The 26083-nt window shown below is 62.6% G+C and carries 25 protein-coding genes; 10 read left to right on the top strand and 15 right to left on the bottom strand.

The window, feature by feature from the left end; all coding sequences use genetic code 11:
* Positions 1-115 precede the first annotated feature (115 nt).
* On the bottom strand, positions 116-889 hold the full coding sequence (locus FFS37_RS29085; protein ID WP_137934413.1) for an NAD kinase: 774 nt from the start codon (positions 887-889) through the stop codon (positions 116-118).
* A 304-nt stretch (positions 890-1193) separates the two neighbouring features.
* On the opposite strand from FFS37_RS29085, the gene FFS37_RS29080 reads away from it, so the two are divergent.
* A complete protein-coding gene (locus FFS37_RS29080; RefSeq protein WP_137934412.1) occupies positions 1194-1400 on the top strand; it encodes a hypothetical protein in 207 nt (68 codons plus the stop codon).
* Positions 1401-1639: 239 nt separating this feature from the next.
* Complete coding sequence (locus tag FFS37_RS29075) at positions 1640-2611, top strand: NAD-dependent epimerase/dehydratase family protein (protein WP_137934411.1); 972 nt, start codon at positions 1640-1642, stop codon at positions 2609-2611.
* Positions 2612-2644: 33 nt separating this feature from the next.
* Here FFS37_RS29075 and glf read toward each other — a convergent pair whose 3' ends face one another.
* Positions 2645-3826, bottom strand: a complete 1182-nt coding sequence (gene glf / locus FFS37_RS29070; protein WP_137934410.1) for a UDP-galactopyranose mutase — start codon at positions 3824-3826, stop codon at positions 2645-2647.
* Positions 3827-3842: 16 nt separating this feature from the next.
* Entirely contained in the window at positions 3843-4748 is a 906-nt protein-coding gene (locus tag FFS37_RS29065; RefSeq protein ID WP_137934409.1) for a hypothetical protein, read from the bottom strand.
* A gap of 51 nt (positions 4749-4799) precedes the next feature.
* Here FFS37_RS29065 and FFS37_RS29060 point away from each other — a divergent pair, with 51 nt between their 5' ends.
* The 4 genes from FFS37_RS29060 (at position 4800) to FFS37_RS29045 (ending at position 9503) form a co-directional block, all read left to right on the top strand.
* Entirely contained in the window at positions 4800-5903 is a 1104-nt protein-coding gene (locus FFS37_RS29060) for a hypothetical protein (protein ID WP_232375804.1), read from the top strand.
* A 320-nt stretch (positions 5904-6223) separates the two neighbouring features.
* A complete protein-coding gene (locus FFS37_RS29055) occupies positions 6224-7258 on the top strand; it encodes an extracellular solute-binding protein (protein WP_137934408.1) in 1035 nt (344 codons plus the stop codon).
* A 94-nt stretch (positions 7259-7352) separates the two neighbouring features.
* Positions 7353-8780 (top strand): amidase, encoded by a 1428-nt coding sequence (locus FFS37_RS29050; protein WP_137934407.1) that lies wholly within the window; start codon positions 7353-7355, stop codon positions 8778-8780.
* A gap of 27 nt (positions 8781-8807) precedes the next feature.
* On the top strand, positions 8808-9503 hold the full coding sequence (locus FFS37_RS29045; protein ID WP_137934406.1) for a TetR/AcrR family transcriptional regulator: 696 nt from the start codon (positions 8808-8810) through the stop codon (positions 9501-9503).
* A gap of 6 nt (positions 9504-9509) precedes the next feature.
* On the opposite strand, the gene FFS37_RS29040 is transcribed toward FFS37_RS29045, so the two are convergent.
* The 5 genes from FFS37_RS29040 to FFS37_RS29020 are packed head-to-tail and all read right to left on the bottom strand — an operon-like array spanning position 9510 to position 14077.
* Positions 9510-10271 carry an MBL fold metallo-hydrolase gene (locus FFS37_RS29040; RefSeq protein WP_137934405.1) on the bottom strand — a complete coding sequence of 254 codons (762 nt, stop codon included), beginning with the start codon at positions 10269-10271 and terminating at the stop codon, positions 9510-9512.
* A gap of 3 nt (positions 10272-10274) precedes the next feature.
* Entirely contained in the window at positions 10275-11339 is a 1065-nt protein-coding gene (locus tag FFS37_RS29035) for an ABC transporter ATP-binding protein (protein WP_137934404.1), read from the bottom strand.
* Positions 11336-12118, bottom strand: coding sequence for an ABC transporter permease (locus FFS37_RS29030; RefSeq protein ID WP_137934403.1), 783 nt, complete (start codon positions 12116-12118; stop codon positions 11336-11338). The genes FFS37_RS29035 and FFS37_RS29030 overlap by 4 nt, the downstream gene beginning before the upstream one ends.
* Before the next feature lie 2 nt (positions 12119-12120).
* Positions 12121-12984: an ABC transporter permease gene (locus FFS37_RS29025; RefSeq protein WP_137934402.1), complete on the bottom strand. Its 864-nt coding sequence runs from the start codon at positions 12982-12984 to the stop codon at positions 12121-12123.
* Positions 12985-12994: 10 nt separating this feature from the next.
* Positions 12995-14077, bottom strand: a complete 1083-nt coding sequence (locus tag FFS37_RS29020; RefSeq protein WP_137934401.1) for a polyamine ABC transporter substrate-binding protein — start codon at positions 14075-14077, stop codon at positions 12995-12997.
* Between the two features lie 93 nt (positions 14078-14170).
* Between FFS37_RS29020 and FFS37_RS29015 the strand changes: the two genes are divergently transcribed.
* Complete coding sequence (locus FFS37_RS29015; protein WP_137934400.1) at positions 14171-14785, top strand: TetR/AcrR family transcriptional regulator; 615 nt, start codon at positions 14171-14173, stop codon at positions 14783-14785.
* Positions 14786-14884: 99 nt separating this feature from the next.
* Entirely contained in the window at positions 14885-15436 is a 552-nt protein-coding gene (locus FFS37_RS29010) for a DUF2569 family protein (RefSeq protein WP_137934399.1), read from the top strand.
* Between the two features lie 24 nt (positions 15437-15460).
* Here FFS37_RS29010 and FFS37_RS29005 read toward each other — a convergent pair whose 3' ends face one another.
* The 7 genes from FFS37_RS29005 to iolE form a co-directional block, all read right to left on the bottom strand.
* Complete coding sequence (locus FFS37_RS29005; protein WP_137934398.1) at positions 15461-15778, bottom strand: hypothetical protein; 318 nt, start codon at positions 15776-15778, stop codon at positions 15461-15463.
* 11 nt (positions 15779-15789) lie between these two features.
* Complete coding sequence (iolG, locus tag FFS37_RS29000; protein ID WP_137934397.1) at positions 15790-16782, bottom strand: inositol 2-dehydrogenase; 993 nt, start codon at positions 16780-16782, stop codon at positions 15790-15792.
* 20 nt (positions 16783-16802) lie between these two features.
* Positions 16803-17612, bottom strand: a complete 810-nt coding sequence (locus FFS37_RS28995) for an ATP-binding cassette domain-containing protein (RefSeq protein ID WP_137934396.1) — start codon at positions 17610-17612, stop codon at positions 16803-16805.
* Positions 17612-18652, bottom strand: coding sequence for an ABC transporter permease (locus tag FFS37_RS28990; RefSeq protein ID WP_137934444.1), 1041 nt, complete (start codon positions 18650-18652; stop codon positions 17612-17614). Before FFS37_RS28990 ends, FFS37_RS28995 begins: the two co-directional genes overlap by 1 nt.
* Positions 18653-18860: 208 nt before the next feature.
* Complete coding sequence (locus FFS37_RS28985; RefSeq protein WP_137934395.1) at positions 18861-19850, bottom strand: rhizopine catabolism ABC transporter substrate-binding protein; 990 nt, start codon at positions 19848-19850, stop codon at positions 18861-18863.
* Positions 19851-19948: 98 nt separating this feature from the next.
* The gene (locus tag FFS37_RS28980) at positions 19949-20791 is read right to left on the bottom strand and encodes a polysaccharide deacetylase family protein (RefSeq protein WP_137934394.1); all 843 of its coding nucleotides are present in this window, start codon (positions 20789-20791) and stop codon (positions 19949-19951) included.
* On the bottom strand, positions 20781-21710 hold the full coding sequence (iolE, locus tag FFS37_RS28975) for a myo-inosose-2 dehydratase (RefSeq protein WP_137934393.1): 930 nt from the start codon (positions 21708-21710) through the stop codon (positions 20781-20783). The genes FFS37_RS28980 and iolE overlap by 11 nt, the downstream gene beginning before the upstream one ends.
* 265 nt (positions 21711-21975) lie before the next feature.
* Between iolE and mocR the strand changes: the two genes are divergently transcribed.
* Positions 21976-23448 carry a rhizopine catabolism transcriptional regulator MocR gene (gene mocR / locus FFS37_RS28970; protein ID WP_137934392.1) on the top strand — a complete coding sequence of 491 codons (1473 nt, stop codon included), beginning with the start codon at positions 21976-21978 and terminating at the stop codon, positions 23446-23448.
* A gap of 468 nt (positions 23449-23916) precedes the next feature.
* On the top strand, positions 23917-26082 hold the full coding sequence (locus FFS37_RS28965; RefSeq protein WP_137934391.1) for a type I secretion system permease/ATPase: 2166 nt from the start codon (positions 23917-23919) through the stop codon (positions 26080-26082).
* Position 26083: the final 1 nt, after the last annotated feature.

The raw sequence follows: 26083 nt of genomic DNA, 5'->3' as shown, positions 1-26083 counted from the left end.
ATTGCGATTAGGCGCAAGTCCGCGATTTGTCAACAGAAACGGGCGGGATTGGGACGATTGTGAAGTTGTAACCTTAATCGCGATGCTTAATCCGGCCGCGGATCCGTGTGCCGGCTCAATAGCGGAACTGCTCGGCCAGGATGCGCTCGTTCCAGGAATGATTGGGGTCGAACAGAAGGGTTGCCGTCGCTGTCGGCGATTCCCGCACGGTTACGGAGGTCACCGCCTTGACTTCCGTGTGGTCGGCGGCGGCATTCACCGGCCGCTTTTCCGGTTCCAGTATGTCGAAGCGCACTGTCGCCTTGTTGGACAACAACGCGCCGCGCCAGCGGCGCGGGCGGAACGGGCTGACCGGAGTAAGCGCCAGCAGTGGCGCGTCGAGCGGCAGGATCGGACCGTGCGCGGAGAGATTGTAGGCGGTGGATCCTGCCGGCGTCGCGATCATGACGCCGTCGCAGCTCAGTTCCTCCAGTCGGATCTGGTCGTCGACGCTTATGCGGATCTTGGCGGTCTGGTAGGATTGACGCCACAGCGCCACCTCATTGATGGCCAGCGCCGAGACGGTTTCACCTTCCGAAGTGGTTGCCAGCATCTCCAGCGGGCGGATCGTTTCGGCGACAGCGGCCGCGATGCGCTCGGCCAAGCCGCCCGAACGGTACTCGTTCATCAGGAAGCCGATGGTGCCACGGTTCATACCGTAGACCTTCTTTCCCGTTCCCATCGTATCGCGCAGTGTCTGCAGCAAGAAGCCGTCGCCACCCAGAGCCACGACAATCGCGGCCTCCGAGACAGGGCACTGGCCATAGCGCGCCGACAGGCTTTCCAGCGCCGCCTTGGCGTCGGCTGTGTCGGACGAGACGAAGGCGATGCTGTTGGCGGCTGTGCTCATGGCTCTCCGATCGCGACGGATTGGCGGCGGCAGGTCCGGTCGCGCCAGCGCCGGGTTAGCATGGGGCGGGCGGGTCTGCAAAGAGAGCCACGATACCGCTCGTCAGGCGCGCGTCGTTGTAAAGGCCGACAGGTCGCGCATCATATCAAGGCCGGGGTGAATGTGATGGTTAAGACGATGCTTAAACTCTCGTAAAGGCGGATGGATCATGTTAGCCGGCATGGGTGGCGTGGGGCGCCCGCAGCACCGCCATGTCCTTCGGGATGCAATGCTGTGGCAGTTTTGATTTGTGCGCACGATCCCGGTGAAGTCTCGGGACACGCACCAGCCGGACGAGGCCGACATATTGCCGGTAGCACGCCTGATCATCGTCTTTGTCATGCTGGGAAGTTTCGCCCTGGTCTTCGCGGAACTTGTTCGCCAGTCGGAAGAAATGAGCGCCAGGCCCGTACCCACGGCCTCACGCTGCGGCGACGCCGCTGGCATGCCTTGCCCGCTGAGGGCGCTCTAGGCCGGAACGAAACGATCGCCCATCGGCGCGCCTTTCAGGTTCGCGAACGCGTTGTCGCGGGCCGTTCGTCCTCTGGCGGCCCGCAGCCGGCTGGCGCAAGACAAGTTTGATCGTTGCAATTGCAGCATCGATGAAAGCACTGATACAAGACCTCCGGATTCGGACAGGATCCGTTTCCCACCATCTTCGGGAAGCAAGCCGCGGCGCGATGACCGGCCGAATTCTGGAGGGGAGGGCGCATGCCGCGCAACGTGTTGATTTCCGGAGGCTGCGGCTTCGTCGGTTCGCATCTCGTCGATCGCCTGTTGCGGCGCGATGACCTCCAAAAGCTCGTCGTCGTCGACAATCTCTGGACCGGATCGCGCGATAACATCGCTCATGTCGCGGACCCGCGATTGAGTTTGCGGATTGCCGACGCCGAAAGCTTCGCAGCCGATGAACGTTTCGACGAGATCCTCCATCTGGCGTCGCCTGCTTCCCCGGTATGGTACATGCGCGAGCCGGCGCGTACGATCCGGGCCAATATAGGCGGCGCGCTCAACCTTCTGTCGCTGCTCAGACCCGGCGGCCGTTTCTGCTTCGCCTCGACTTCTGAGGTTTATGGCGATCCCATGGTTTCGCCGCAGCCGGAGAGCTACCGGGGTGCCGTGGACTGTACGGGTCCCAGATCCTCTTACGACGAAAGCAAGCGATGCACAGAGGCACTGCTGTTCGAGGAGCAGCGCGTAAGCGGCCTTGATGTGCGTGTCGTCAGGCTGTTCAACACCTATGGACCGCGCACGCGTATCGATGACGGCCGGGCCGTTTCGAACTTTGTCAGCCAGGCCCTGACCACCGGGGTCCTGACCGTCTATGGCGACGGCTCCCAGTCACGCAGCTGGGGCTATGTCGACGACATCGTCGATGGGCTCGAACGCTTCTTCTGGCGCGACGGCATCGAGCACAAGGGGCCTTTGAACCTCGGCAACAATCGCGAAATCTCGGTTGTCGACATTGCGAAGTTCGTGTGCTCGCTCGTTCCGGGCAGCCGCATCGAACACTATCCTCCCGTCCCGCAGGATCCGACAAATCGCTGCCCGGACCTTACCCTGGCAAAGCGGCTTCTTCCCGGCTGGGAGGCGACGACCGGCTACGAGGAAGGGATCCTGCGCACCTTCGAATGGTTCAGGCGCCAGATCGCTGGCGGCGGCAAATCGGCGGCAACCAGCTGAGACCGGAAATTCCAGCGTATTGGAGCCTCGCCGTCACGGCGACCGCGAAACGGAATCTAACCGGCCGGCAAAATAGGGCTCAAGAACGGTCTCGAAGGCCTTGAGGGCCGCGCCGATCGCCTGGTGCATGTCGAGATACCGGTAGGTGCCGAGCCGCCCGCCGAGATGCAGGTTCTTCTCGGCGGATGCCCGTTCGAGATAGCGGCGGTAGACCGCCTGGTCCCTTGCCGTGTCGATCGGATAATAGGGTTCGTCGGCGCGGCCGGCAAAGCGGGAATACTCGCGACCTATGAGCGTCTTGTCGCTGCCATGCTGGCGTTCCGGATTGAAATGCCGGAATTCGACCACGCGGGTATAGGGCACGGTTTCATCGGCATAGTTCATGATCGCCGTGCCTTGATGGTCCGGCGTATCCATGACCTCCAGATCGATGTCGATGGTCCGCCAGCCGAGCTCACCTTCGCTATAATCGAAGTAACGGTCGATCGGACCGGTATAGACGACCGGCAGGTCCTTGCGCAGAAGCGGTTTGATATCGAAGAAGTCGATGCCGAGCCTTGTTTCTATGAGTTCGTGCGCCAGCATCCTTTCGAAGATCGCCGTGTAGCCGTCCACGGGTTGGCCCTGGAAGCGATCATTGAAATAGCCGTCCTCGAATGTGTAGCGGACCGGCAGGCGGGCGATGATCTGTGCCGGCAGTTCACGAGGATCCGTCTGCCATTGCTTGGCGGTGTAGCCCCTGATGAAGGCTTCGTAGAGGGGGCGGCCGACGAGCGAGATCGCCTTCTCCTCGAGATTGGCCGGCGGACGGTCGCCAAGTTCCGCCGCATGCTCGGAGATCATGCGGCGGGCCTCGTCGGGGCTCAGCCGTTTGCCGAAGAACTGACAGATCGTGGCAAGGTTGATCGGCAGAGGATAGACCTTGTCGCGATAGGTCGAAAAGGCGCGATGGCGGTAGGTCGTGAACCCGCTGAAGGTCCGCAGGTAGTTCCACACCTCCTCGTTGGATGTGTGGAACAGATGCGGGCCGTAGCGATGGATTTCGACACCGGTGACGGGGTCCTGTTCGGTAAAGGCATTGCCGCCAATATGCCGGCGTCGGTCGATCACCAGCACGCGCCGGCCAAGTTGAGTGGCGATGCGCTCGGCGAGCGTGGCGCCGTAGAAGCCCGCGCCGACGATGAGGATCTCGGCTTCGCCCAACAGATTGTCCATTCGCGGATTTGCCGCCCTATGGCTCGAGTTCGATCTGGGAAAGATTGACAGGTCTGGACCATTGCCGGCGCAGAAGGCTCCACAACCGCTTCTTGAGCCGCGATGCCTGCCGGAAATGCTTTCTGTCCGCAAAATAATCGGCCACCATGCGCAGGCCGATCATGGATCGCGATCGCCAGTGCCTGCCTTTGCGGTCCACGGCCCCATAAGACAGCGGAAAGAACTCGCCGAATCCATACCGCACGGCCAGCAGGCGATATTCCGCCTCAGGCGTGCGGCCGGACTTGAGCATTGCTGTCGCCAGATGATTTCCGACTGGCCGTGTATGGCGGACGGGCAAGGCGTCGAAGACAGCAGATGTTCCGAGATTCTGCTCGGCAAGTCTCGTCCACAGAAGGTCAAGACCGAACCCACTCATGGAGTCTCTGAAAAGAGGTAGCATCCTGCATGCCACGTCGGATCTCAAACAGGGAGCCATGACCTCGACCTTGTCAATCAAACGAAATTCAAAACTCTTGGAACGCAGAAACGGCAGATGGCTATAATAGCTGTCCGGCGTCAGTGCCGGTTGGGCAACGTGAAGGTCCAGTCGGCGCATATTGGAAAACATCGCCTCGATGGTTGCCCTGTCTGCCTCCAGATCATCGTCCGGAAACCAGATGTACCGGTAGCGATCGAGAAGTTCAGGTCGCTGGGTGAGCAAGGCGTGGATGCCGTCCCATTTGCCTCCGATGTAGTCGACCCTGTTTTCATGGGGCTGCCGGAACAGCGACGGATCGGCGCCATAGTAGCTGACGATCAGATCGAATTCGCATCCGCGATCGTCTGCGCCCCATCCGCGATGGAGGGAGTTGTCACCCGCCCGCACGACCACGAGATTGCGCTGGGCGGCGTTCGTCAAAGATGGGTTTTCGAGAACCATGCTTCGGTCCAAGCTATTGCTGCCCCTGGCGAGGCCGTACACCAAAGCCGGATGAATGCGAAGGGCCGGGCCGGGGATTTGTTCGTCCGATCATTGTCGCTGCGATCCCAGGGATGTCGAGCGCGCCTGGGCCGTGCGACCATCCCACACCGCAATTTGAATTTGGATTCACGGTGCGATCGGATTTACCTCGCTGGAACATTCGGACCGTTATGCGGGAGGATTCTGATGAAGCTGATCGTCGTGACGCCGGCGGGTCGTGAAAAATATCTTCGCCTGCTCAGCCATCATGTTCTCGGGAGTCCCGAAGTGCATGAATGGCAACTTTGGGACAATTGCCGAAACGATGCCGATCGCGCCTATCTCCGGCGCTTGGCGGCGAGTGATCCGCGCTGCAGCATCAAGACGCTTCCAAGCGCGGATGGCAGCGTCGAAATCATCGGCAGGTTCTTCCGTTTCTGCGATGACGCCGACGCTCTGTACCTTCGCCTCGACGACGATGTGGTTTTCCTCGAGGACGACTTTCTGCGCCGATACAAGGAACGCGCCATGGCCGAGAAAGGGTCGGCGCTCTGGTATGCGCCGCTCATCATCAACAATGCGGTCTGCAACACGTTGATCAAGAATTTCTCCAGGGTTCTGATCGATGGGCCACTCACCTGTCAGGCTATGTGTCCTTATTCCTGGGCCCATGCCAGCTTTCCCGAGGCGCTTCACCCGGTCTTCATCGAAGCGGTTCGGACGAACCGGCTGAGTGACTTCCGCGTGCCGGACCGGGAAGTCAGGCTGGGCCGTTTTTCCATCAACGCGATCGGTTTCTTCGGGTCGGACGTGCTGGGCCTGGGCGAGTTGTTCTATCCGCCGGGAGATGACGAGGAAGAATGGCTGTCGGTGACCTTGCCGGCAAAGCTCGATCGTCCGGGCAAGGTCTTCGGTAATCTCGCGGCATCCCATTTCAGTTTCTTCACGCAGGAGCAACGGCTGCTGCAGACCAGCATCCTCGACGATTACTACGCACTCGCCGGACTGCCGCCCCCGCTTTACGACAAGCCGATCGTGCGCAAGAGACTGAAGGATCGGCTGCGGCCTTGGCGGAAGCCGAGGAATTCGGCGCCGCGCTACTCCATTTCACTTCCGACGACCGGCTCGGACTGACGCCCTGGTTCGCCCGGTGCACCAAACCGGCCGCGAGTGCGTGACCAGTTGAGGTTGGGGTGCGTCGTGCAAGGGCCACCCTGACACGCAGGTGCGCGGCCCGCCAGCGATGCGTGAAAAGATATTGACTGAATAGTTAGTCATAGTTATTCCTGATGCCAAGAATGGCCAGCCGGCGTTGCCGGTGAATGGCCCCGGAAGGGAACATCGTGACAGTCGGGCGGCCGTTCGTGGAGCTGAATGGCGCCTCCGGTTTTTCGTCAGAGAAAAATGGACCCGAGGCGATGACGCGGACGGTCCCAACAATGGGAGCAACTCGCATGAACTGGAAACTGACCGCGGCGGCCGTCGGGCTGACACTTTTTACCGCAACAGGTGTCGCGCGCGCGGATGGCGAACTCAACATCTACAACTGGGGCAATTACACCAGCCCGGACCTGATCAAGAAGTTCGAGGAGACCTACAAGGTCAAGGTCACGGTGACCGACTACGACTCCAACGACACCGCGCTTGCCAAGGTGCGCCAGGGCGCTTCGGGCTATGACATCGTCGTGCCTTCCGCCAGTGTCGTGCCGATCTGGATCAGCGAAGGTCTGCTGCTGGAGACCGACCCCAACAAGATGGAGAATTTCAAGAATGTCGATCCGCGATGGGTCGACGTTCCCTTCGATCCGGGCCGCAAATATACGGTTCCGTGGCAGTGGGGCACGACCGGCATTTCGGTGAACAAGTCGGTCTATGCCGGCGACCCGAACACCTCGGCGCTTTTCCTCGATCCGCCGACCGAACTTGTCGGCAAGATCAATGTCGTGCCCGAAATGGGCGACATCATGTTCCTCGCCATCGCCTATGAGGGCGGCAAATACTGCACCGACGACATGCAAGTCCTGAAGAAGGTGCACGACAAGCTGGTCGAAGCGAAGGCGAAGTGGCTTTCGCTCGATTACGCGGCCGTCGATGGCCTTGGCCGGGGCGACATCGCCGCCGGCGTCAACTGGAACGGCATATCGCTGCGCGAGCGGCTGCAGAACGACAAGATCGTCTACGGCTACCCGAAAGAAGGCTTTCCGATCTGGATGGACAATGTCGCGGTTCTCAAGGACGCCAAGAATGTCGAGAACGCCAAGCTCTTCCAGAATTTCATCATGGACCCGAAGAATGCCGCGATGATTTCGGCCTTCGCCCGCTACGCCAACGGCATCAAGGGTTCCGAGGCTTTCCTGCCCGATGACATGAAGTCCGCGCCCGAGGTGGTGATCCCGGCCGAGTTCGCCGACAAAGGCCAGTTCATGCCGGCCTGTCCGTCTGACGTGCAGGCGCTCTACACGAAGATCTGGACCGACCTCCAGAAATAGCGGCGCCCGGCTACCCCATCACATACCGGACCGTGAAACGCGGTCCGGTTACCTCTCATGCCAGGTGCGATCCTACGATCGCAGGAGATTTTCCATGTCCGATCTCGACCTTTGCTATATGCCGGCCCACGAGGCGCTCCGGCTGTTCAAGGCCAAGAAACTCTCGCCCGTCGAACTGATGCAGGCGACCATCCGCCGTGCCGAGGCGACAAAGTCGTCGATCAACTGCCTCACCTTCGAGCATTTCGAAGAGGCGCTGAAGCTCGCCGCCAGGGCCGAGGCGAAGTATGCCAGGGGCGCCAGGACCGGCGCGCTCGAAGGGCTGCCGATCGGCATCAAGGACGAGAGCTACATCAAGGGCAAGCCGACATCGCATGGTTCGCTGCTGTCCAGGGATGCGATGGGCGGCCACACCTCGACCATGAACGAGCGCATCATGAAGGCGGGCGGCATCGTGCATGCCCGCACGGCAACGCCGGAATTCAGCTGTGCCGGCTACACCTGGTCGAAGCGATGGGGCGTCACCCGCAACCCCTGGAATCCGGATTTCACGCCGGGCGGTTCGTCGGGAGGCGCCGCGGCCACGCTTGCCTCCGGCACGTCGTCGATCGCCACCGGATCGGACATCGCCGGATCGATCCGCATTCCAGCTTCGGCCTGCGGCCTGGTCGGCTTCAAGCCGCCCTACGGCCGCAATCCGGACGAGCCGCCGTTCAACCTCGACTTCTACTGCCACACCGGACCGTTGGCCCGGAATGTCCGGGATGCGATCCTGCTGCAGAATGTCATGGCCGGACCGAGCCCGCTCGACATCGCGACGCTTCGCCCGAAGCTGCGCCTGCCGCTCGACTACAAGCCGATCAAGGGTTGGAAGATCGCCTTCTCCATGGATCTGGGCTCGTTTGAAGTCGACCCGGATGTGCGCAGGAACATGCTCGCCGCTTGCGATGTGTTCCGCTCCCTGGGGGCTACCGTCGAGGAAGTCGATCTTGGCTGGGACGACGGGGTGCTCAAGGCCGGAATGGCTTATCTGGAACATCTTTTCGGCGCGTCGCTGTCGCAACTTCTTGCCGAACACAGCAGCGACATGACCAGCTATGCCCGGCGGTTTGCCGAGGACGGCCAGAAATCAAAGGCCACCGATTTCGTCGCGACGCTGGATGTGGCCGCGCGCATGTACCAGACGCTGGGCCCGATGCTGGAGACCTACAATGTGCTGATCTGTCCAACGAACGCCCTCCCTGCCGTGCCGGCGGAGTTCGATCAGACCACGGGCACCGTCGAGATCAACGGCAAGCAGGTCAACCCGTCCCTGGGCTGGGTGATGACGACACCGTTCAACATGGTCAGTCGCTGCCCGGTGCTTTCCATGCCATCGGGGCGCGCGGCCAACGGTGTGCCGACGGGCTTCCAGATCGTCGGGCGCACCTACAGCGATGCCGATGTCTTCCGGGCCGCGATGGCCTATGAAGCGGCACAGGGGCAATGGTACACAACGGCCGGGACGCGCCCTTCGCTCTGACCGGGCGGCGGAAGGAAGAGACGAAAGATGGTGCAACGCAAGGCGACGGCAAAAGGCGCGGTCGCGACAAGCAAGGGCAGGGCGTCGGCCAATGACGCCGCCCCCAAGGACCGCCGGCGCGAGCGCGGCGAAGCAAGCGTGCAGCGCATCATCGACGCCACGATCGAGCTCATCGCCGAGGAGGGCCTGGCGAGCGTCACGATGCAGCGCATCGCCCAGCATGTCGGTTCGTCCAACGCGCTTGTGGTCTTCCATTTCCGCAGCAAGGAGAACCTGTTCCGGGCCGCCCTGCAATATCTCAGCGACCAGTATGACGAACTGTGGCTGCAATTGGTGCGGGCGCCGGGCCTGTCTCCGGTGGAGCGGCTGCTGGGGGCGGTTGGCTGCGCACAAAGCTTTGCCCGCCAGCATCCCCAATGGGTATCGGTCTTCGTCGCGTTTTCCAGCGACCGCAAGAGCATGCAGATCTACAATGAGATCGGCCTGCCGAGCGATCTGGCCTACACCGCCGAGGCGACTGAGTTCCTGGTCGAGATCGCGCGCAGCGGCGGCTATACCGGTGTCGACATTCACACGCTGTCGGAGAGCCTGAACTACCTGGTTCACGGTGCGTGGTACTGGGATCACCTGAACCCTGCCGGCCGCCACACGGACGTTTTGCGCAAGACCATGCTGCTGCTGCTGCACCAGGCATTTCCGAGGCATTTCGATCCGATGCAGTAGCCAGTCTCAGGGGTGGGGCCGCAAATGACAGCCGGCCTGCCGTTTCCGGTCGAGATACTCGTCGATCAACTGCCGATAGCGCACCTTGCCGAAGCTCGGGAAATGGCCGCCATGCACCACGCTGACATCGAGGTCACGCATGGCAAGCAGCGTCTCCATATAGTCTGATATGTCCGAGTGGTAGACGTCATCGATCAGCGGGCCGTCATAGATGATGTCGCCGGACAAAAGGATGCCGGTCTTGTCCTCGTAGAGCGCGATGCCGCCAGGCGAGTGGCCCGGTGTGTGGACGACCTCGAAGGCGCGGTCGCCGAGATCGACGATGTCGCCATGCTCGAGCAGACGGCCGGCCGGCGCGGGCAGGATGCGATAACGCCCCGTGTCCCAACCTTGCGGCTGGCGATCGAACATCTCCTCGGTGGCATAAGTGCCGGCCGCCGTCCATTCGTTGCGTGGATCGGCGAGGATTTCTGCCTCGGCCGTGTGGACGCAGCGGTCGGGGAATTCGTGGTGGCAGCCAATGTGGTCGAAATGCGTGTGGCTGGCCACGCAGGTGAGCTTTCGTTCCGTGACCAGCGGCACCTGACGCCTGAGGCTGACATGGCCAAGGCCGCTGTCGAACAGAAGATCCCGGTCGCGGCCACGCACATGCCACATGTTGCAGCGGAAGAACGGCTTTATCCACGGCTCATGAATGAGCGTAACACCGTCCGCCATGCGTATGGTTTCGTACCAGTTTTCAGCGTCGACAACCGCAAGCGTGCTCATATCTCAGCCGGCCAGTTGGATGATGTCGCCAGCGTTGCATGAAACGCCGATCTTGTCGCCTGACTGGATGACGGCCGAAGCCGGCGCCTTGGCGATGAACTGCAGGCCGGGATCCTGGTCTGATGTGGCAAGCACGCGCTTGAAACTGCCCTGGAAGACGACGTCGCTCACCTTGGCCGTGCCAAGCGAGGTATCGCTTTTGCCTTCACCAAGGATGAGGTGCTCGGGCCGGATGGCAAGCGCAAGGCCTGCTCCCACGAGCGATGTTCCCGGCAGCGAAATTGAGCCGGTCCCGGTTGCGATCGTCATGCGTCCATTGTCATTGTTGCTGACCTTGCCGGCCAGGATCGTGCTTTCGCCCATGAAGGTGGCGGAGAAGCGCGTCGCCGGGCGGGCATAGACGCGCTCGGGTGGGCCCTCGTCCTCGATGCGGCCGTCATTCATCACCACGCAGTGGTCGGCCAGCGCCATTGCTTCCTCCTGGTCGTGGGTGACATGGATGAAGGCGGTGCCGACGCGTTTCTGGATCGCTTTCAACTCATCCTGCATCTGCCGGCGCAGCTTGAGATCGAGCGCGCCGAGCGGCTCGTCGAGCAGCAGCACGGCTGGCTCGATCACCAGGGCACGCGCCAGCGCGACACGCTGGCGCTGGCCGCCGGAAAGCTGATGCGGCTTTTTGTCGAAGGCCGAGGCAAGGCCAACCAGCGCCAGTGCCTCACGGGCTTTTGCCGCGCGCGTTGCCGCGTCCACGCCCTGCATGCGCAAGCCGAAACCGACATTGGCGCCAACGCTCATATGCGGAAACAGGGCGTAATCCTGGAACACGGTGGTCGTCGGGCGTCTGGCGGGTGGCGTCGAGGTGCAGTCCTCGCCCCTGATCAACACCTTGCCTTCGCTCGGATTGACGAAGCCGCCAAGAATGGAGAGCAGCGTCGTCTTGCCGGAGCCGGAGGGGCCGAGCAGGATGGTGTAGCTGCCGGGCTCGATGCGCAGCGAGACGTTTTTCAGCACCGCCAGCTGGCCGAAACGATGCGAGATGTCGCGGATGTCGACGAGGGGTGTGCTCATGCCGGCTTTCTCCGGAGCAGCGTCAGTTCGAACAGTACGACCAGCACGATGGAAACGGCGAAGACCAGCGAACCGACGGCGTTGGTTTTCGGATTGAGGCCCGAGCGCAGCAGGTTCCAGATTTCCACCGGCAAGGTCGTCTCGAAACGGGTCAGCAGGAAGGAGATCACGAATTCATCCCAGGAGAAGGTCATCGACAGGAAAAAGCCGGCGAAGATAGCGGGGGCCATGACCGGCACGGTGATGAGCAGCAGCACCTTCCACTCGGGCGCGCCGAGGTCGCGAGCCGCACGCTCGATGTTGACCTGGTGGTCGCCCATCTGGCTGTAGATGATGGCAAAGCAGAGCGGCAGGTTGATCACGACATGGCCGATGCCGGCCGCCAGCAGCGATTTTGGCACGCCGGCCCAGTTGAACAGCACCAGCAACCCCATGCCGATGATGAGGTAGCTGACCGTCAGCGGCAGCGTGATCAGGCCACGCAACAGGGCGGAGCCCGGCAGGACGAAGCGGGCGAAGCCCCAGGCCGACAGGAAGCCCAGCGTGACGGCGGCGAGCGATGAAATGGACGCCACCAGCAGGGAATTGACAAGCGCCGAGGTCAGCCGCGTGTCCGAAAGCACCGCTTCGTACCAGCGTAACGACGGGCCGGTGAAGGGAGGGATCGGGAAGGAGGTCGACTGGAGCGAGAACAGCACCAGCACCACCACCGGAAGAAAGATGAAGGCATAGACGGCAAGCGCGTAGAGCCACGAAACGATGCGAACAGCCCGGTGCATGGTCAGGCCCGCTCGATCTTGAGCCAGCGCGCGCAGGCAAGATAGGCGACGGTCACGACCGCCATCAGGATGATGGACAGCGCTGAAGCCAGTGGAAAGTCGCCACGCCGGCCGATCTGCATCATCACCAGCTGCGGCATCAGAAGCTCGTTGTTGCCGCCGAGAATCTGCGGCGTGATGTAGTCGCCGATGCACAGAACGAAGGTCAGGAACGCGCCGACCATGATGCCAGGAAGCGTGAGGGGCAGCACGACATGCAGGAAGGTGCGGACCGGCCCGGCACCGAGATCTGCGGCCGCCTTTCGGTAACTCGGACTGAGCTGCTTGAGGTTGGCGAAGATGGTCAGCGTCAACAGCATGACGAAGAAATGCACGAAGCCGGTGACGGTGGCTAGCCGAGTGTTGGCGAGCTGCAGCGGTTCGCTGATCAGCCCGGAGCCGGTCAGCACGCGATTGATGACGCCGTTCTGCGCCAGCACCAGCAGCCAGGAATAGGAGCGCACGACATAGGATGTCCAGAACGGCAGCACGGCCAGCATCAGCGCCAGCCGCTGCCAACGCTCCGGCACCTGCTCGGCCAGGATCCAGGCGAAGGGATAGGCGAGCAAAACGGAAACCAGAGTGACGATCGCGGTCACCTGAAGCGAGTTCACCATGGCCTGCAAGTAGGAGGGGTTGGTGAAGAACTGGCTGTAGTTGGACAAGGCAAAGCCGCCGCCCTCATGCGCGGTGAGGCTCGACAGCCCCATGGCGATGAACGGCAGGACGAAAAATGCCAGCGTCCAGCCGAGCGCCGGCGTGACCAGGGCCCAGGGCAGGGCGCGGCCCGCCCCTCGGCCAGGGCCATTGTTTGCAACCGGGTTCATATGCCGCTGCCTACTTGGCCTGCAGCATCTCGGTCCACATGTCCTGCATCTTCTTGTCGAGATCGGCATTCGGCGCCGGGTAAGCCTGGGCGCGCGACAGGAAGCCCGGCTGCTCGTCGAAGCGCAGCACCTTTTTCTGGTCGTCGGTCAACGCGGCCTTGGTGTTGGACGGCATGCCCCAGTAGCAGGACGAGGTGGCGAGCCGCGCCTGGCCTTCCGGGCTCAGAATGTACTGGATGAATTTCAGCGCCATGTCCTTATTCTTCGAATCCTTGAACATGGCCAGCGACTGCGACCACAGCACGGCCCCTTCCTTCGGGATCGAGAAATCGAGCGCGGGGTTTTCCTTGGCGAGGCCGGCCGTCACCCACTCGCCGCCGCCGACCAGTACATCGACCTCGCCGGTGGCGAGCGCCGTCTGGCTGGCGGTGACTTCGCCGACCAGCTTGGCGTTGGCCTTCATCTTCAGAAGTTCTTCCTTCAGCGCGGGCAGATCGGCTTCGGTGAGGTCGGCCGTCTTCTTGCCGATGGCCAGCGCCGCCATGCCGATGACCGGGAGGTAATAGTCGTAGATCGCGACCTTGCCCTTGTATTTGTCTGATGTCAGCGAGGCCAGCGACTGCATGTCGGCCGGATCGACCTTGGTCTTGTTGAAGCCGATGGTGTTGTAACCGAACTTTTCGGTGATGCCGTAGCGCTTGCCGTCGACGATGGTCGACTTGTCCATCTTCACCTGCGGGAAGAGATCGCCGAAGGGGAGCTTGTCTTCCGGCAGCGGCTCGAACAGGCCTTTTTCGACGCCGCGCGGCACGTCGATGGAATCGATCACCATCACATCCCAGTCGCCCGGCTGCGACTGCTCGACGATCGCCAGGCCGGCGCCGGTGCCTTCGAATTCCTTGACGTTGACCTTGACGTTGTTGGCCTGCTCGAAGGGCTGCAGAAGTGCCGGATCGGAGTGATCGCACCAGATCAGCGCGTTGAGATCGGCGGCCTGAGCACCGCTCGCCGCGATGAGCAGCGCGGCTGCCGCGCAAGCTGCCGCGAGATTGCACTTCAGGGTGGAAAGCGGATTGCGGATGTTGCTGGTCATCGAGTGTTCTCCCTTGCCTTGCTGGCTTGTTGGAGAAAACTTGAACCAATTCTAAAATTGAGTCAATTATGATTTTCTGGCAAAGAGGCCGATATGAGTGGATTGCGCGAAAGACAGAAGGCGGACCGGCATCGCCGCATTATCGAGGCGGCGGCTGAGCTTTTCCGCGAGGCCGGCTATGAGGGCGCCAAGATCGAGGCGATCGCCGCGCAGGCCGAAGTGTCGATCGGCACGATCTACAATTACTACCAGAACAAGGGCGACATCCTCGGCGCTATCGTCTCCCTGGAGGTCAACGAGGTGCTGAATGCGGGGCGCGGCGTCGTAGACAATCCGCCGGCCAATGTCGGCGATGCGCTGGACACGCTGGTCGGCATCTATATCGAGCATTCGCTCCACTATCTCAGCAAGGAGATGTGGCGGCAGGCCATGGCGATCTCGACGCAGCAGCCCGACAGTCCTTTCGGACAGGCCTACACCGCTCTCGACGGTTCTCTGACCGAGCAGATCAGCGCGCTCATCGCTCGCTTGCAGGCACTCGGACTGGTCCGCCAGGATGTCGACGGCAAGGCGCTCGGCGAACTGATCTTCAACAACATGAACATGATGTTCATCGAGTTCGTAAAGCGCGACGAAGCCAGGATACCGGAATTGCGCTCCGCGATAAGACGGCAGAACCGGATCCTCGTGACTGCGATCGTGGTGTGAGATTTCGGATCGTTTGAAGACGCGCGTTCACCGGGGCTTGCGTTCGCGTGCCTGTTCCTGAATAATGCAACCTGGGGATGCATTTTTGGGAGGGGTAGAGTGCATTTTTCATTCTGGCATTGGGCAGTGGTTCTTTTGATCGTGGGTGTGCCGGTGTTTTTTACCGTACGCTCGGCGAGACGGTCTTCACCCGAAGCAGCGCCTGTAGGGTTCGGAGGCTGGCTGATGCTGCTGGCGATCGGCCAGGCGCTGGCTCCGCTGCGAATTCTCAGCATCATAGCGGGATCGATAGAGGGCTATCAGCAGATACTGACGGTCCAGAACGGCGCACTGGTTGTCTATGGCGAACTCGTGCTGCTGATTGGCTTCATGCTCTTTCAGGTGATTGTCTTCATCGCGATGGTACGGCGCAGCCACCGTTTCAAGCGGCTGTTCTTCTACCAGTGGCTCGCGATACCCGTGGTCTTCATCCTCGACACGGCGTTGATCGCGATGGTTCTTGACGTCCCGGCAAGCCAGGTGCTGGCTGGTGGCGCGGCGGTGGCGCCGATAGTTTCGTTCGTATTGGCGGGTGTCTGGGTCGCCTACGTCTATAAATCGGTCCGGGTGAAGAACACTTTTGATGCGCCGGCGGGGCTTAAAAGCGCTTGATCACTGCCGTGAGCCTTTCTGTTCTTACCGGACGCGCCCTCTCAACTGGTCGCGCACGGCTTCGCGAAAGCTGCGGAAGCGCGGATAGCCAAGCAGTGACAATAGTCGAAGCAAGGTGGTGACCGGCAGGCCCGTGGCCGCGGCCATGCCGGCCGCCGTCATGAATGCGGCGTCGGCCCAGCGATGCCTCAGGAAGGCGCCAAGCTCCGGATATTTGGCGACGAGCTTCGGTTCGCGGGAGAGAGCGGCGACAAGTGCCGGCGGCGGCGACGGCCGTTTGAGCGGCGTCGGGAGCGCACGGCGAACCGATGGCTGCAACGAGGGCAGGTCAGGGCTCGTCATGGCAAACGCGCTCAGATCCTCACCGGCTCGAAGCGGCCGGACTTCACTGAGGCGAGGGCCGCCTCGCACAGGATCATCGCCTTGCGCCCGTCGGCGGCTCCGACCGCAGGCGTACGCCCGCTGGCGACCGATTGAATGAAATGGTCGAGCTCGGCCTGGTAGGATTCGGCATAGCGCTCGACGAAGAAATAGAGCGGCCGGTCGGCCGATATCCCGGTCTCGCCGCTGAAACTGACCGAGGTCGGGGTTCGGTTGCTGGCCTGCAGCATCCCCTTGGAACCATGCACCTCGATACGCTGATCGTAGCCGTAGACGGCGCGCACGCTGTTGTTGATGTGGCACTGCCGGCCCGAGGCGGTGCGCAAGATGAACATCGCCGTGTCGTAGTCGCCCAGCTTTTCATAATAGGGCAATACCAGCGACGAGCCCGTGGCGAAGAGTTCGACGGGTTCTTCGCCCAACAAGAAGCGCGCCATGTCGAAATCGTGGATGGTCATCTCGCGGAAGACGCCGCCGCCGCTTGCCAGAGCCTCCTCGCTTTCCGGCTCGGGATCGCGGCTGGTGATGATGACCTGCTCGACCGCGCCGATCTCGCCGGCATCGATCCTTTTACGCACGGCGGCGAAGGATGGATCGAAGCGCCGGTTGAACCCGATCTGCAGCGGCACGCCGGCCTTTTCGACCGCCGCCAGGCATTGATCGGTGCGGGCAAGGTCGAGGTCGATCGGCTTTTCGCAGAAGATCGCCTTGCCCTTCGCGGCGGCCTCGATGATCAGATCGGCGTGGGTGCGGGTTGCCGAGGCAATCACCACCGCCCTGATCGCCGGATCGTTCATCACGGTCGCGGTGTCGGCGATCTCCGCGCCCGTCTCCGCGGCCATTCGCTCGGCCGTGTCGCGGCGCGGATCGACGATATAGCGAAGGCGTACGCCCGGATGGCGGGCGAGATTTTTCGCATGCACCGAGCCGATCAGCCCGGCGCCGAACAATGCGGCGTCGATCATTTTTCTCTCTTTTCAGTCCTTCAGGAAACCGCTTCCACTTCGGATCCGGATTTGCCGAAGCGCTCCAGTTCCTGCTGCAATTCGCGGATCTCGCGGCCGCCGGCCATCATGTCCAGCACCTCCTTCTCGGTGATCTCGCCCTTGCGGAAAGTGCCGAGCGAGCAACCCCGGTTCAACATGGTGAAGACGTCGCCGATCGGATAGGCGTGGTGGATGTTGTGGGTGATGAAGATGACGGCGAGCCCGCGTTGGCGCGCCTGGGCCACATAGCGCAGCACGATGGAGGCCTGGTGCACGCCGAGCGCCGAGGTTGGCTCGTCGAGGATCAGGACGCGCGCGCCATGGTAGACCGCGCGCGCGATCGCAACGCACTGGCGTTCGCCCCCCGAAAGCGTACCCACCGCCTGCTGCGGGTCGCGCACATTGATGCCGATCTTGCCAAGCTCCTCATAGACGATGACGTCGGCGCGTCTCATGTCGATGCGCCTGGTGATCCACGCGCCCTTCAACGGCTCCCGGCCCAGGAAGAAATTGCGGGTGATGCTCATCAGCGGGATCATCGACAGATCCTGGAAGACGGTGGCGATGCCGGCATCGAGCGCCTGGCGCGGTGATGTGAAGGTCACCGGCCTGCCATCGACATACATCTGGCCTTCGCTTGGCGTGTGCACGCCCGACAGTGTCTTGATCAGCGTAGACTTGCCGGCGCCGTTATCGCCGAGCAGGCAATGCACCTCGCCGGCATGTGCGGCAAAGGACATGTCGCGGATCGCCGTAACCGAACCGAAGCGGCGGGTGACGTTGCGAAGTTCAATCAGCGGTTCAGCCATCAGCGTGCCTCCGTCGCCTTGCGGCGCACGTAATTGTTGACCAGCACCGCGATCAGAAGCATCGAGCCGAGGAAGACCTGGAACCAGTCCGTGTCGATGCCTGTGTAGAAGATGCCCATTTCCACCGTGCCGAAGATCAGCGCGCCGAACATGGCGCCGATCGCCGAGCCATAGCCTCCGGTCAGCAGGCAGCCGCCGATCACCGCGGCGATGATGGCCTGGAATTCCTTCTGCGTGCCGCGCAGCGTGTCGGCGGAACCGGATTCCAGCACCTGGATGACGGCAAAGAGGGTGGCCGAAAGCGCGGTGCCGATGAAGAGCAGGATTTTCACGCGGTCCACGGGCACGCCGACGTTGCGGGCGGCACGGTCGTCGCCGCCGACGGCGAACACCCAGTTGCCGAAACGCGTCTTGATCAAAAGCCAGGTCGCGAACGCCGTCACCACCATCCACCACAGGATGGACATGGACAGGCCCTGGACCATCGGCGAGCCGTCGGGACGCGCCGCGATCCAGCCATGGCTGGCGAGCCACGCGAAAACCGGGCCGCCGAATTTGCCGCCGAACAGCCAGACGACGAAACTGCCCTCGTGGCCCTCGGTGATATAGGGGATCTGCGTGCGGCCGGTGATGGTGCGGGTGACCGCAAGGGTGAGGCCGCGCAGGATGAACAGGCCGGCAAGCGTCACGATGAAGGACGGCAGCCTGGTGCGCACGACGAGGAACCCGTTGAGCGCACCGACGACCATGGCGACGACGAAGGTGATCACCACTGTAACCGGGATCGAAAGCCCGAACTGGGTGACGCAGAGGCCGATGGTGACGCTGGCAAAGCCGATCATCGAACCGAGCGACAGGTCGAACTCGCCACCGATCATCAAAAGCGCGACCGCGGCGGCGAGGATGCCGAGTTGGGCTGAGACTTGAAGGAAATTTGCAATGCCGGCCGCGCTGAACAGGCCGCTGCTGCCCGCGGTGATGCCGAAGGCGAGGAAGACCAGGATCGTGCCCGTCAGGGCACCGAGTTCGGGACGCCGCATCAGCCGGGTCAGGCTTCGCGAAACGGGTTTCGGCTCGGGCGAGCGGGCCGGGTTCAGTGCATCTGTCACAATCGTCAAACCTCAGTCGGTGTCTGGCCTCAGTCGGTGTCTGGAGCAACGTCCGGGGAGCCCATGAAGCGGCCTTGCCGGCGAAATTGCATCAATACAAAGCGGCCCGCCAGCCAGGGAACCGGCGGGCCGCCCAGGCTCAGCGGATGCCGGCCTTACTGAGGTCGCCGACGGCGGCCGCGTCATCCTTCATGATGAAGGACGGTCCGGTGCGCACGGCCGAGGTGGGGAAGGTCCTCCACATCGCCTTGTTGGTCAGGAAGACGACCGGATAGTAGCCCATCATGTATTGCTGGTTGTCGATGCCGAACATCATCGTGCCCTTGCTCACGGCATCGAGGATTTCGGGCGACAGATCGAAGGTGCCAATCTTGTAATTGCCGATCGTCCCGGCGTCCTGGAACATCTTGAGCAGGGGCGCCGCGACGGTCGGACCGAGCGTCAGCACGCCGGTGACGTCGGGATGCGCGGTCAGATAGCCCTCGACGCGGCGCGTCACATCGGTCGGGTCCATGGTGGCCGCGACGACGGCGGAAGCGCCACCGCTCTTCTTCAGCCCGTCATTGTAGCCTTCGCAGCGCTTGTCGAGGCTGACATTGCCGACCTCGTGGTTGACGCAGATGCCTTGCTTCACGCCAGCCTTGGCCATGATCTCGCCAGCCTTGACGCCATTGTCGTATTCCGAGCCGCCGCCGACGAAAAGATCGAGGCCCCACGGCTCGACCGCTTCCTCGCCGCTGTCGATGACGACGACCGGGATGCCCGCAGCCTTGGCGGCCTGGATCGGCGCCTTCAAGGCATCCATGTCGGGAATGGAGACGACGAGCCCGTCCGGCTGCGAGGCTGTCGCGGCCTCGATCATGCGGGCCATGCGCACCACGTCGAAGGTTTCCGGCGCCTGGTATTCGACCTTGACGCCGAGTTGCTTGGCGGCGGCCTGCATGCCGTTCTTCACCACGCTCCAATAGACGTCGTTGGCCTGGCCGTGGGTGACGAAGACGATGCGCACATCGCTCTCCTTCTTCACCTGTGCCGGCGCCGGGAGGATGCTGGCGCCGGCAAAGGCAAGCGAGAGCGCGGCCGCGCCCAACGCGTTTCGGATTCCAGACATTGAGAATAAGGCAGTCATCATCGTTCTCCTCAGTTATTGTTGTCGTTGCTCAGGTCCGGCTCCAACCCTCCCGGTCGGGCCATTTCGTCTTCATTCCAGTCGTCTCCGGAGCAGGATCATGCCCTGAAGTCCTGCAGTGAGCCCCGGCGGATGGACAGTCCCTCCACGAAGGCCATGAAATTCGGGTCTGGAAGCAGGTCGAATTCATCGATGCGGATCTGGGCCGAGTTCGGTTCGATCACCTCGATCTCGCCGGGCGCGTTGGCATGCAGGCACAGGAAGTTCAGGCCCTCGCCGATCTGCCTGAACAGCGTTTCGTAGCGCGCGCGGGCCGGCTGGTTGCGGTGCCAGGGCGTCTCCAAGACGGCGCTGGCCAGTGTTTCGCCGGCGTCCGCGAGCCTCTTTCCAGGCGCGGCATAAATGCTCTCGTCGAGCTTGCCGAGGTTGTGGATAGGCCCGTAGACGGAGATGGTTTTCGGAAACAGCGTCGGAATGCCGTATTCGATACCGACCGCGGCATAGCGGTCGACGAATTCGGGCGAGAACACCGCGCCCATGTGGCCGTCAATATGCGTAAGGGAAAGCCCAGCCGCCAATGCCGCATCGATCTGGGCCCGCATCTCGGCTTCTACCGCTTCCGGCTCGCCCCTGGCGCGCAGTTCGGGCACGCTGCGAAAGAGATAGCCGTCGCCGTCGACGATGCCTGACGCCTGGCTAGCCTTGGTCAGGGGCCGCCAGCGGTAATATTTCTTTTCGGACGTGAGCGTGATGTGGACGCCGAGGTTGAGCGAGGCGTCCCGGGCCCCTTCCTCGGCGATTTCCAGGTACCACGGGCAGGGCACCATGACCGAGCCACTGTCGACCGCGCCGGCACGTTTCAGGGCCAGGTAGGCGACATTGGCGCCATGGCACATGCCGACGTCGTCGATGTTGATGACGACCTTGCGTTCAGCTGGCATTGTGGAATTCCTTGTTACGCTGTTCCACGGTGAAACCGGCGGCTTCGGCGAGCGTCTTCAGGTTGCGATAGCCCATCGTGGCATAGGTCAGCGGATGCGCCCTGGCCGGGTCCTGCTCGGCCTCGACCACCAGCCAGCCGGAATAGCCGTTGTCGGCGAGCATCTTCAGCAAACTGGGATAGTCGATCGCGCCGTCACCGGGCACGGTGAAGATGCCTTCCATCACCGCGCCCATGAAGCTCATGTCGGTGTCACGCGCTTTCTTCAGCATCGCCGGGCGCACGTCCTTGCAATGGACGTGGACGACGCGGCCGACATGGCGGCGCAGCAGCTTTTCCGGGTCGCCGCCGGAAAAGGCGCAGTGCCCGGTGTCGTAGAGCAGGCCGACCGCTTCGCCAGTGGTCTTCATCAGCATGTCGATCTCGCCGTCGGTCTCGACGATCGTGCCCATGTGATGGTGGAACGCCATGCCGACACCGAAATCCGCGAAGCGTTCAGCGAGCCGTGTTATCTTGGCGCCGTAGGGCTTCCATTCCTCGTCCGCGAGCCTTGGGCGCTGCGAGATCGGGTCGTGGATCGCCCCATGGCGGCCACGCGAAGTATCGGCATAGACGACGTGCTTCGCGCCGAGGTCCCTGAGCAATGTGAGATGCGGGCGGATCGCCTCGAATTCCTCATCCACCTCCTTCTCGCAGATGCGCCCGTCATACCAGCCCGACACCAGGGCGAGCCCGTAGTGGTCGAGGATCGGACCGAGCGTGCGGCTCTCACGAGGAAACTTGCCGCCGAGTTCTGTACCGGCATAGCCCGCCTGCGCGGTTTCGCTCAGACACGTCTCGAGCGGCGTGTCGCCGCCAAGTTCCGGCACATCGTCATTGCTCCAGGTGATGGGATTGATGCCAAGTCGAACTGTGCTCATTGCTCGCTTTCCAGCCGCGGCCAAGGGCCCCGGCATATCTCAAATCGAAGGAGGAAAAGGCCACGGTGGACGACGGCAGGCTGAAAACCCTTGCCGTTTCCCGCTGGCGCGGCGTCCTCCCAGTGCCTCGCCAACATCTTGCGAAACGAAGTCTACGCTGCTCTGTCTCCATCGCGAGGTCCAGTTTTCTGGAAAATGAAGGAACCAGTTGCATGTGTTTCCCGCTGTGGCAGGATGCGGCGGACAGCCGATGTGAGGAGGCGGGATGCAACCCCTGCAACGCAAGCGCCAGGCCTTTCCGCTCGACATGCTGGCGGTAAACCGTGCGAGCGGCGAGCATCTGTCACGCCAACTTTATCACGGGCTGGTGGCCATCATCCGCAACCGTACGCTGGCGCCGGGCTCCGAGCTTCCCTCGACACGAGCGCTCGCGGCGGAGCTCGGCCTTGGTCGCAACACCATCGTCTCGGCTTATGATCAGCTCGTCACCGAAGGCTATCTGGCGAACCGCCAGGGGGCGCGGCCGGTCATTGTCGACCTGCCGGACGGACCGCGCGAAGCGCCGGCCGAGGCACCGCCCGTGCCGCTGCGATCACCCTCGCGGCGCGGCGAGGAACTGCTCAGCCAACCCTGCCACCATGGCACGCCCGGGCGCTTTGCCTTCCACCCCGGCATGCCGGATGCCGCGAGCTTTCCCTTCGGCGTCTGGGGCAGGCTGGTCGCGCGCCGCGCCAGCCACGGCGAAACGCTGTTCGGTACCTATGAGGTGACCGGCCATCCCGCGCTGAAACAGGCGATAGCCGGCTATCTTTTCTCGGCGCGCGGCGTCGGCTGTCGGCCCGAGCAGATCGTCATCACCACGGGTGCGCAGGCCGCCTTCGATCTTCTGGCGCGCCTGCTGCTCGATCCCGGCGATCCGGTATGGATGGAGGAGCCCGGCTATTACGGCGCGAAAGCCGCCTTCACCGTTGCCGGCGCCCGCATCGTGCCCATCCCGGTCGACCAGGAGCGCGGCTGGCGGCTCGACGCGCCCGATCCCGCGCCACGCCTCATCTATGTAACGCCGGCCTGCCAGCATCCGCTCGGCATCACGATGCGCATGGAGGAGCGGTTGCGGCTGCTCGACATCGCCGAGACCGGCAATTCCTGGGTGATCGAGGACGATTTCGACGGCGAGTACCGCTTCCAGGGCCGGCCGGTGCCGGCGATCCAGAGCATGGACCGCTCCGGCCGCGTGATCTATGTCGGCACCTTCGCCAAACTCCTGTTCCCGGCGCTGCGCCTCGGTTTCATGGTGCTGCCGCCGGAGCTTGCCGAACGCATCGCCAATGCGCTGTCCACCACGGGCCAGTTCGCGCCGCTGGTGCTGCAGGCAGCACTCGCCGACTTCATCACCGAAGGGCACATGAGCCGGCATCTCAAACGCATGCGCCGGATCTACGCGCAGCGCCGTCAGCTCTTCCGCTTCGTCGTGGAAGAAAGGCTCGGCCGGGAAATGACATTGTCACCGGCGGAAGCGGGAATCCAAGTGGTGGGCTATCTCAGGCCCGGCATCGACGACATCAAGGTCAGCCACGCGGCGGGGCGCCGGGCGATCAACGTCTCACCGCTGTCAAAATACTTCCAGAACACCGCGCCCACCCAGGGCCTCGTGCTGGGTTACGCGGCCTGCAACGCGGCGCAGACGATCGAGGGCGTCGACCGCTTGGCCATGGCGATCCGCGAGACGCTTTCTTGAAAGGAACGGGCGCTCTACAGCGCGGCACGGGGGCGGGGAATGCCTGTTTTCTATCGATGCTGGTACCCCCGGCAGGAATCGAACCCGCGACCTTCGGTTTACATGGGCGCAGGTCGTCGGCCGGGCTTTGCGTCTCGTCTGCCGAATTCTTACTGGTGTCCACCGAGCAATCCCTCCTCATAATCGCAGGCGTTTGATAACCGCTTGCCGGTTTGAAGATTTCCGAAGGTAGGTCTGCCCTCTCTCCACAGGCGATAGAGCTAGCATCGCTTCAGTTGTCGGGATACTCGACTGCAGCGCCAACGTCTTAAAAATCGCAATCACTGGCGATGAATATTAAGACGTACTAATATTAATGGTTATCCCACATCCAGAATATACAAATATTTCTCCGGCACCTACTTGCGTAGCAATTAGAAGCGGCTCATGAATCGACGGGTACTATTTTAGTGCCTTACCGGGGGGTAGGTGAACTCCGTCACGCCTACAGTCGTGCGTCTGGACAGTGGTGTCATTTGCTTGACGCTGATGACGCAGTATTTGCGCCAGCCGGCGGACCCGGATGCCATTCGCCATGACCTTGGCCTTGGCGAAAGGCTTGCCGATCGCGTTGACATTGTGCGGGCGGCGAAGAGGCTGAAGCTGAAGGCCAGGATAGCCACGCCGTCACCGAAGCGGCTGGACCGTCTGCCGCTGCCGGCGATCATTGAGAAGACCGACGGCAGCTTCGCGCTGCTGGCCGCAATTTCCCTGGGTAAGGTTCTGCTGCAGGATCCGCAGGCTGGCGCGCCGCAGGAGATAACGCGCGGGGATTTCGAGGCGCTGTGGAGCGGCCATGTCGTTCTGGTCACCAGCCGCGCTTTCGCGCAAGGTTTTTCCAGGCGTTTCGACTTCTCCTGGTTCATTCCCGAGATCATCCGTTATCGCTGGATCTTCGCCGAGGTCCTGCTCGCCTCATTCTTCGTGCAACTGCTCGGCCTGATCTCGCCGATCTTCTTCCAGTTGGTCATCGACAAGGTGCTGGTTCATAACGGCCTGACCACGCTGGAAGTCTTGGTCATCGGCCTGTCGGCCGTATCGATGTTCGAGGTGCTGCTCACCGGGCTTCGCACCTACACCACCATTCACACCACCAGCCGCATCGACGTGGCGCTCGGCGCAAAGCTGTTTCACCATCTGCTTAGCCTGCCGATCGCCTACTTCGAGGCGCGGCAGACCGGCCAGACCGTGGCGCGCGTGCATGAGCTCGAAAACATTCGCGCCTTCCTCACCGGCTCGGCGCTGACCGTGCTGCTGGATGTCCTGTTCCTCTTTGTCTTCCTCGCGGTGATGTATCTCTACAGCCCGTGGCTGACGCTGATCGTGGTCTGCTCGATCCCGGCCTATGTCATCCTGTCGATGGCGGTGACACCGGAGTTTCGCCGCCGCATCGAGGAAAAGTTCAACCGCGGCGCGGAGAACCAGACGTTTCTGGTCGAATCCATCGTTGGCGTCGAAACGCTGAAGGCGATGGCGGTGGAGCCGCAGATGCAGCGGCGCTGGGAGGACCAGCTCGCCGGCTATGTCGGCGCTGGTTTCCGCACCGCCAGGCTCGCCAATTTCGCCTCCAACACCGCCCAGCTCATCTCCAAGGCGGTGATCGTCGCCACCATGTGGTTTGGCGCCAAGGCGGTGGTGGCCGGCGACATGACGGTCGGCCAGCTGGTCGCCTTCAACATCATGGCCGGTCGCGTCTCCGGCCCGGTGCTGCGGCTGGCGCAGCTCTGGCAAGACCTGCAGCAGGTTCGCATCTCCGTCGATAGGCTCGGCGACATCCTCAACGCGCCGGTCGAAATATCGGGCGGCGGCGGGCAGGGTTCGCTGCGCAAGATTTCAGGCCATGCCGCCTTCGATCACGTCACTTTCCGCTATCGTCCTGGCGAGCGCGAGATCCTGAGCGACGTCTCTTTCCAGACCGAGCCCGGCGAGATCATCGGCATTGTCGGGCCGTCCGGCTCGGGCAAGAGCACAGTCGCCAAGCTTTTGCAGCGGCTGCATGTGCCGGAGCGCGGACGCGTGCTGGTCGACGGCGTCGACCTGGCGCTGATCGATCCAAGAAGTCTGCGCCGCCAGATCGGCGTCGTGCTGCAGGAGAACATCCTGTTCCGCCGCACGGTGCGCGAGAACATCGCGCTGGCCGATCCGGCCTTGCCGCTGGAGCGCGTCATCGAGGCGGCAAAGCTGTCGGGCGCGCATGACTTCATCCTGCAACTCAAGTCGGGCTACGACACGGTGCTGGAGGAGCGTGGCGCCAACCTTTCCGGCGGCCAGCGCCAGCGCATCGCCATTGCCCGGGCGCTGGTCACCAACCCGCGCATCCTGTTGTTCGACGAGGCGACCAGCGCGCTCGACTACGAGTCGGAATACATCATCCAGCAGAATATGCGGCTGATGGCCAAAGGCCGCACCGTGTTCATCATCGCGCACAGGTTGGCGGCCCTTCGCGACGCCACCCGCATCATGACCATCGAGGCGGGCCGCATCACCGAACAGGGCACGCATGAGGAGCTTTTGAAACTCAATGGCCGCTACGCCCAGCTCTACCGGCTGCAGGCCGAGCAGCACCCCTCCACCCAACCTCAGGCGGCGGAATAGG

The sequence above is a fragment of the Mesorhizobium comanense genome (genome assembly GCF_005503535.1).
GTDB classification, from domain to species: domain Bacteria; phylum Pseudomonadota; class Alphaproteobacteria; order Rhizobiales; family Rhizobiaceae; genus Mesorhizobium; species Mesorhizobium comanense.
The sequence above is the reverse complement of the archived record's forward strand: the minus strand, read 5'-3'. Positions and strand labels throughout refer to the sequence as shown.